Genomic DNA, 7,038 nt, shown 5'->3' on the forward strand with positions numbered 1-7,038 from the left:
ATTTTAAAGCATTTCTCGACTACATTTATGCACTATTCCATGAAGATCGCTCATTTCAAGGGTAATTTCATTCAGCTTGTCTCAAAATACAAAACCGTCTGAAAAATATTCAGACCTATAAAAATTCAAAATATAGTCTTTAAAGCTTAATTGATCGTTTTTTATTATTTCTGATTTGGCATCGAGCTGCCTATAGTGCTCAACGTCGAAAAAGAGCCCATGGTATAGCTATGACCACAGAAAAGAATTCTGTCAGCCCATTGTCATCACAATTTGTATTACTTATGGCAATGGCATGTGGTCTCTGTGCCGGATCGGCTTATTTTAATCAGCCCTTGATCTATTCAATCGAGGAAAGTTTAGGAATTACAACCAGTCAGGCTGGCTTAACGGTAGTGATCGCCCAGATTGGATACGTACTGGGCTTAATGCTGTTAGTACCATTAGGAGATTTCCTGAATAAACGCAAGCTAGTGGTCAGTCTGATGGTCTTTGCAGCCATTTCACAGATTCTGCTTTCATTCAGCACGACTTTATCAACGCTTTATGTGTTTACCTTATGTGCGACATTTGGCGCAATCTCAGCGCAGGTTTTAATTCCTTTTGCTTCTACGATTAGTCCACCTGAATCCAGTGCTACTATTGTCGGTAAACTGATGAGTGGCTTGGTGATGGGTATTATCCTATCGCGGACTTTTGCTGGCTTTGTTTCGACCTATTGGTCTTGGGAAGGTGTTTACTTATCTAGTGGAATCATTACCTTGCTTTTTGCCACTCTCATGTGGAAAAAACTACCAGATACTCAACCCCAGGCGGGTTTGACCATTGGCAGTATTTATCGCTCTTTATTTGTCATCGCTAAGCAGAACCCGCATCTGATTCGTCGTGCCTGCGCAGGTGCTTTAGGCTTCGGTATTCTATCTATGGTCTTTACTTCAATGACCTTTGTACTAGGTAGCGCACCTTACCATTTCACTGATTTTGAAATTGGCCTGTTCGGCTTACTCGGTGTGATTGGAATTTATTCATCAAGCTGGTCAGGCAAAACCGTAGGACAAGGCAGAGAAAATCTGGTCGCCAAGCTATGTATTGCCTTGATACTCGGCTCTACACTGCCCTTATATTTTGCTCAGCAGAATATTGTGATCTATGCGATACTAATCGCACATAAAATCTAATAGATCGCCATTTAAAGTAGCAACCAAATTTTCTGACTTTTTCATTTATTGCTTCCCCAAAAGCAATTTAGCTTCTATTTTGCAACACGTTCTTTATTTTCCAAAATCTCAGGCAGGCTACGCTCTAACCAACCAATCAGATAATTTATTTTTTCTGCAGCCTGTGAACCAGTAATGGTCAACTGATATTCCACTTTTGGTGGTACGACAGGATAGACTGTTCTTAAAATGAACCCGTCCTGCTCCAGCATTTTTAAAGTCTGGGCCAGCATCTTTTCACTAACACCTTCAATGCGCTGTTTCAGCTCACTGAAACGATGTACGCCATCACTTAAGCAACGTAACACCAGAATCGACCATTTATTGGCTAAGTGTTCCAGTATTTCACGTGAAGGACATTCTGTTGATAAAACCTGACCCAGTAATTTACTGGTTTCATAAGCTGACATAATATTTCTCTTAATTTATAAACTTACTTTTCAGCATGTACTTTCATTTAGAAAGTTATCAGATCAAGAATTCATCAGCAAGGTTATTTTCAAATTAATATTCCATTTAAATCCAAAACTTAAACCTAAAAAACATGCAATAAAAAAGAGCCTCAAATGAGGCCCTTTTTTCAGCTCAATACTAATTATGCATTAGTTTCAGCAGGAACTTTTGGATAGCTTACGCCGCCCATTTGTTCAGCGATACGTAATACTTGGCAGCTATAACCTACTTCGTTATCGTACCAAACATAAGCAGTTAAACGGTTGCCTGAAGTGATTGTCGCTTGAGCGTCGAATACACCTGCAGTACGAGAACCGATAAAGTCAGAAGATACAACTTCAGTAGAGTTTGTATAACCGATTTGACCTTGAAGGTTAGAATTGATTGAGATTTGACGAATGTATTCATTCACTTCATCACGATCAACTTCTTTGTCTAAAGTCAGGTTCAGGATTGCAAGAGATACGTTTGGTGTAGGAACACGTACAGAGTTACCAGTCAACTTGCCTTTAAGTGCAGGAAGTGCTTTCGCAACTGCTTTAGCAGCACCAGTTTCAGTGATAACCATGTTCAATGTTGCAGCACGGCCACGACGGTCAGCTTTATGGTAGTTGTCGATCAGGTTCTGGTCGTTTGTGAACGAGTGAACTGTTTCAACGTGACCATTGATCACTGTGTATTTGTCGTTTAACACTTTCAATGTTGGAGTGATCGCATTGGTTGTACAGCTTGCAGCAGAGATAATTTGATCTTCATCAAGGATGTCAGCCTGGTTCACACCAAATACAACGTTCTTCATGTCACCTTTACCAGGTGCAGTCAGAATTACGCGAGCAGCGCCTGGGCATTTCAGGTGTTGAGCAAGACCTTCAGCATCACGCCATTTACCAGTGTTATCGATCACTAATGCATTTTCGATACCGTATGCAGTGTAATCCACTTCAGATGGATTAGATGCATAGATCACTTTGATGAACTGGCCGTTTGCAATAATTGCTTCGTTTTCTTCATCTACAGAGATCGTACCCGCGAATGGACCATGGATTGAGTCACGACGCAATAAAGACGCACGTTTTTCAAGATCACCGTCAGATGATTTACGAACTACGATTGCTTTCAGGTTCAAGCCACGGCCTAGACCTGACTGGCTGATCATCAAACGTGCAAGAATACGGCCGATACGACCAAAACCGTAAAGTACAACGTCCTTACCTTCAACTGAAGTTGCATTGCCTTCAAGAGATTTCACAGCGTCAGCAACGAATGCGTTAACATCACCACCTTTTGCTTTGAATTCAACAGCAAGTTTGCCTAGATCAATTTCAGCAGTACCGATGTTTTCAATTTTCGCCAATGCTTCAAGGATTGGGAAAGTGTCTACAACAGAAAGCTCAACGTCCAATACGCGAGTACGACGATGCGCTTTAAGGATCTGGATTACAGAACGGTTAATTAAAGAGCGACCGTAAACTGTAGCTACGATATTTTTTTCACGATATAACTGACCTACTAGGGCAATCATACGCTCCGCGAGTTCTTCACGGTTTTTCCAGCGACCTTGGTGCTCTGCATGGAGGGCAACGATAGTGTCTTTGCTCACAGATACGTCCTCTAATTAATTGTAAATCTAAGCATAAATTTCAAAACCCCATAATTGTAATGGAATTGGCAGCAAGTTTGAATCAAAAGCTGCCAAAGTCCTGAGGAAAAAGACCTATATTCACTATAAATTTTGAAAATAGTTGTAATTAGTCAGATGATTTTGCATTTAAAAATCGAAAAATAACATTTTTCAAGCTCTAAACCAGATTTTTGTTAAATGTTGTTTATTCACACAAATCTAAATCTCGAAGTTAACTGCATTTTCATGATCCAGTTGCAGCCTGCTGCCTGCTGAAAAATTCATATCCAGACTCATAGAAGCATTAAAGTTTTCCACATCAAAATCATCATAAGTTTCTGGCAAATGAATCAGTACAGGTAACCGGGTGAGACCATTATCCCCACAAGGAAAGGCATAGTGACGCTCAACTTTCTGGAAACTTTGCAAACTTTCAAATTCTAGAAATACACTGCTGTTTTCATGGGTTCTTGGCACCTGAATAATTTCCAGGAACATGCTACGTTTTAACTGCTGCAATTTATTCAGTGCTATTTCTATTGCCTCATCTGAATTATCTTTACGCCAAAGCTTTTTCAGCATGGATTTTTTTTCATATTCGGCTTTCTGACGGTTCAACGTATTGATATATTTTTTCAGATCCCGATATTGCTGCACATTATTGGCAATCGTGGTTTGAATATCTTTAATCGGCTGCTCGCAACGCTGATGCATTACCTGCCATTCATTCCGGTTCATCGGAATAAAGGTTTCACCCTTACGCTTTTCCAGCAAACGGATAAATGCCAATAACTTATATTCGAAATTCTGGATATAGGAATTAAACATAAATCCTGGCTGAGCTTTGAAGTCCCGGTAATAGGCTAAAATTTCAGTAAAGATTTTATATACATGTAAATAGAGATAAGCAAACTCTTCAATATGCGACAAATGATCACGAATCGCATCCCGCATTGGCAGCAGCAATTCCCGTGTCAGAATTTCCTCCAACTGCTTCAAATGGCGTTGCGCCACAACATCGGCATTCTTTTCGACCACTTGAACCGGTTCGACCAGCAAAGGTAATAACTTTAGTTCAGAGACCTGCTCCAGATTATGCACAATGTCCCTGACGTCCAGATGGATCTGGCTTTGCAAGGTTACCATTCGCTGCAGCTGGGATTTCAGTGTCTCTACTACCTCTTCATTCATATCCTCTTTCAGATCCAGAACCAGAATATTCAGATAAACTTGACCTTCTAATGCACCTTTTTCTTCTATGAGGAAGCGACGAATAGAATACGGGTTTTGTTGTACATCCATCACAGGCGCAACGATAAATAAAAACTGTGAAGTGCGGACAATATCAAAATGACGGATTTGCTGTTCTTTAATCAGAAAATAACGGATGTTGCATTTCCGCAGTCTGTTTTTTTAATAAAGGTTTATACCAGTAGCCCAACAACTGTTGCTTGATAAACACTTCAATAATGAAGCATTTAACCTGCTGTTCAGTGAGCTTACGTACGCCCTCGACCGGCTGTAATTGACGACCACGAATAATTTCAGCAGCATTCAACAAGAAAGTACGACGTAGTTCCAGCTTTTCACGCTGCATCTGGAAGTTTTCATTGACTTCAATTTTATCAATCTGCTCGAGTACGTTTTCCAGGTAGTCTGCAACTTGCAAGCTGTCATTTAACCCGAGCAGGCTTTTCAAAGAGAGACCGAACGTGCTGGCATAATAACGCATCCGGTCATTCAGAAATTTTTGGCTTAAAGCTTCTACCGAATGATAAGCCTGATAACGGTATCGATTGGTTTCCTGATCCCAGAGAATTCTTTTTGGCTTTAAAATCTGAAAATCGATACTTTCCTTGAGCTCAGGCGAGATATCTGCCAGAACAGCTTTAAGCTCCCGCTCCCATTCTAAATCGAGGCTCGGCTCCGTTGGGATAAACGTGCACGTAACTGATATGGAATCGCAATCTGTGACATGTCTATCCCCTTTAAATATAACGAACATTCTTTTAAACAAAATGGTACATGAATTAGATAACATTTACGTCAAAATTATCTGACGAATATCACACTTATGCAAATAGCATTATTCATTATTTTTTTTGAGTTTTTCCATTTTTTCAGCTTTTTTTTCAAGTTCATCTTTTTTCAACTGCTGTTGTTTTAAATGCAATATTCCTTCCACAATCAGCACCATCACCGCTAGCCAAATCGGGATATAGGTCAGCCATTCTCCAGATTCTACCCGTTCCCCAAGTGCCATCGAGGCAAAAGCCAGTAACACTGGCTCCAGATAGCTCAGCAGACCAAAAATTACGAAAGGCAGATAACGGCTTGCCAGAATATAACTACCTAAGCCTAAAGCACTTAAGAAACCCAAACCCAACACTGCCAAGATGAGATGAGGGAAACTGACCATCAGCTTGAGAGAATCGCTATGTACAAAGCCCAGATAAAAAGCCACTGGCAGAATCAGACATAAGTCCCACCAGAATCCACCCAAGTGATCCGTACCAAAGCGACGGCGCAGGAAAAAATACAATGGATAAGCCAAAGCCACATAGACCGTTTCCCAGGCAATAAAACCAATCCGCCAGATTTCATGTCCCACGCCTATTACCGCACAAACCACCGCCGCCATCTGCCAGGCAGACAGTTTTTCTTTATAGAGCACACAGCCAACCAGGACCATCACCAAAGGCAACAGGAAATAACCCAGCGACACTTGCAGGCCGCGACCATTAATCGGCCCCCATAAAAATAACCAGAGTTGGGTTGTACAAAGTAAAGAGCTGATAATTAACCAGATCAAAAACGTCGGCTGTTGTAGAATTCGCTTAAAAATACTGCTGATATGATTGAGATCACCTGACCACCACATAAACGCCGTCAGAAACGGGAGGGTCGCCAACATACGCCATGCAAAGGTTTGCTCACTGTCTAGTGGCTGCAAAAAAGGCGTGAAAATATAAAGCACACCAAAAACCAGTGACGCCAGCACTGACAGCGCAATCCCTTTATACATTCACTACCCCAAAATCTCTTTGCGCGCATTATATCGGGATGTCTTCAAGAATACTTGTCTCTATTCTTTGATCGAATGATAAATTTTCAATGTGTAGCTTCTGATTGTATAAATATAAAAAAACCATGCCGAAGCATGGTTTGAGGATAAACTGAGTTTAGCGTGCAGTTTGTTTGGTATGAATCACATCACTCAGGTCATAACCGACTGACTGAGCATATTGTAAATATTCATTCACTACATTTTTATCCAACTGCGGATCACGTGAGAGTATCCACATATATTTACGTTTAGGCTCACCGACCAGAACGGTTTGATAGTTTTCATCTAGTTTCAAAACCCAATAATCGCCACGTCCAACAGGAATCCAGCGAATGAAGGGCGAATTCAAACATGAGGTGCGACAGTTTCAAAAGCCATATGATAATCAACAAGCTGAGCAAATTTCTCTAATGGTGTAAGCCAATCTAACGCTTTTCTAGGACGAGTATTCAGTGACATGGCAACTTGATTTAAATAATGCTGATCTGCCTGATTTAAATCAATCCCTTTAGGTAAATATTGCCTAATTAAACCATTCATATTTTCGCATGTGCCTTTTTGCCAAGGTGAATGTGGGTCACAGAAATATACATCTATGCCTAAATCTTCTTCGAGTATTTTATGTTCTGACATCTCGCGTCCACGGTCATAGGTCAACGTTTTACGCAGTTCTGCAGGTA

General features: G+C 40.7%; 6 protein-coding genes and 2 pseudogenes. 1 reads left to right on the plus strand and 7 read right to left on the minus strand.

Features of this window, described 5'->3' with window-relative positions:
- Positions 1 to 230: 230 nt before the first annotated feature.
- Positions 231 to 1,157 (plus strand): annotated as a pseudogene (locus C8322_RS07740) (MFS transporter); the annotation flags it as partial.
- A 95-nt stretch (positions 1,158 to 1,252) separates the two neighbouring features.
- On the opposite strand, the gene C8322_RS07745 reads toward C8322_RS07740, so the two are convergent.
- The 7 genes and pseudogenes from C8322_RS07745 to C8322_RS07775 all read right to left on the minus strand — a co-directional run.
- Positions 1,253 to 1,627, minus strand: coding sequence for a winged helix-turn-helix transcriptional regulator (locus C8322_RS07745; protein WP_004810515.1), 375 nt, complete (start codon positions 1,625 to 1,627; stop codon positions 1,253 to 1,255).
- Between the two features lie 185 nt (positions 1,628 to 1,812).
- Entirely contained in the window at positions 1,813 to 3,270 is a 1,458-nt protein-coding gene (locus tag C8322_RS07750; protein ID WP_004810517.1) for a glyceraldehyde-3-phosphate dehydrogenase, read from the minus strand.
- Between the two features lie 240 nt (positions 3,271 to 3,510).
- Positions 3,511 to 4,593 carry a hypothetical protein gene (locus C8322_RS07755; protein ID WP_004810519.1) on the minus strand — a complete coding sequence of 361 codons (1,083 nt, stop codon included), beginning with the start codon at positions 4,591 to 4,593 and terminating at the stop codon, positions 3,511 to 3,513.
- 67 nt (positions 4,594 to 4,660) lie between these two features.
- Positions 4,661 to 5,296: a hypothetical protein gene (locus C8322_RS07760; protein ID WP_228156496.1), complete on the minus strand. Its 636-nt coding sequence runs from the start codon at positions 5,294 to 5,296 to the stop codon at positions 4,661 to 4,663.
- An 81-nt stretch (positions 5,297 to 5,377) separates the two neighbouring features.
- Positions 5,378 to 6,316: an EamA family transporter RarD gene (rarD, locus tag C8322_RS07765; protein ID WP_004893992.1), complete on the minus strand. Its 939-nt coding sequence runs from the start codon at positions 6,314 to 6,316 to the stop codon at positions 5,378 to 5,380.
- A 157-nt stretch (positions 6,317 to 6,473) separates the two neighbouring features.
- A pseudogene (locus C8322_RS07770) lies at positions 6,474 to 6,695 on the minus strand (lipocalin family protein); the annotation flags it as partial.
- Positions 6,696 to 6,703: 8 nt separating this feature from the next.
- Positions 6,704 to 7,038 (minus strand): IS30 family transposase (locus C8322_RS07775; RefSeq protein WP_000295858.1); only part of this gene is annotated, 335 nt, incomplete at its 5' end.

The sequence above is a fragment of the Acinetobacter sp. SM1B genome (assembly GCF_003289665.1).
Taxonomy (GTDB): domain Bacteria; phylum Pseudomonadota; class Gammaproteobacteria; order Pseudomonadales; family Moraxellaceae; genus Acinetobacter; species Acinetobacter schindleri.

Coding starts and splice junctions, on each gene's coding strand:
- C8322_RS07745 (WP_004810515.1), bottom strand. CDS start 1,627: ATGTCAGCTTATGAAACCAGTAAATTACTGGGTCAGGTTTTATCAACA.
- rarD (WP_004893992.1), bottom strand. CDS start 6,316: ATGTATAAAGGGATTGCGCTGTCAGTGCTGGCGTCACTGGTTTTTGGT.
- C8322_RS07755 (WP_004810519.1), bottom strand. CDS start 4,593: ATGGATGTACAACAAAACCCGTATTCTATTCGTCGCTTCCTCATAGAA.
- C8322_RS07760 (WP_228156496.1), bottom strand. CDS start 5,296: ATGTTCGTTATATTTAAAGGGGATAGACATGTCACAGATTGCGATTCC.